This window comes from Bacillus sp. SIMBA_005, assembly GCF_046535585.1.
GTDB lineage: Bacteria > Bacillota > Bacilli > Bacillales > Bacillaceae > Bacillus > Bacillus pumilus.
Genome location: NZ_JAWRWI010000355.1, coordinates 1 through 274, shown reverse-complemented (window position 1 = coordinate 274; position 274 = coordinate 1). Strand labels below are relative to the sequence as shown.

At 64.6% G+C, this 274-nt stretch carries 1 protein-coding gene; it reads left to right on the top strand.

Annotated features, from left to right (window positions below):
• The coding region (locus SB660_RS20435) for a PIN domain-containing protein (protein ID WP_410584152.1) at nt 1-274 on the top strand (274 nt) is incomplete at both ends.

Genomic DNA, 274 nt, shown 5'->3' with positions numbered 1-274 from the left:
CTGTCATTTCAGCCCTCAACGGGCCGGCCGGGCCGGTATCACGTCGGCTCCATGCCATCGCACCAGCAGACGTGGGCGTCAGCGCCATCGTCATGCACGAGTTGTACTTCGGCGCCTTCAAGAGCCAGAGGCGCGAACACAACCTGGCCCTCGTGGATGCACTGCGCTTCGAGGTGCTGCCGCTGGACACAGAAGACGCCCGCCATGCAGGTGAAATTCGCGCCTGCCTGGCCGCACAGGGCACCCCCATCGGCGCCTACGACATCTTGATTGC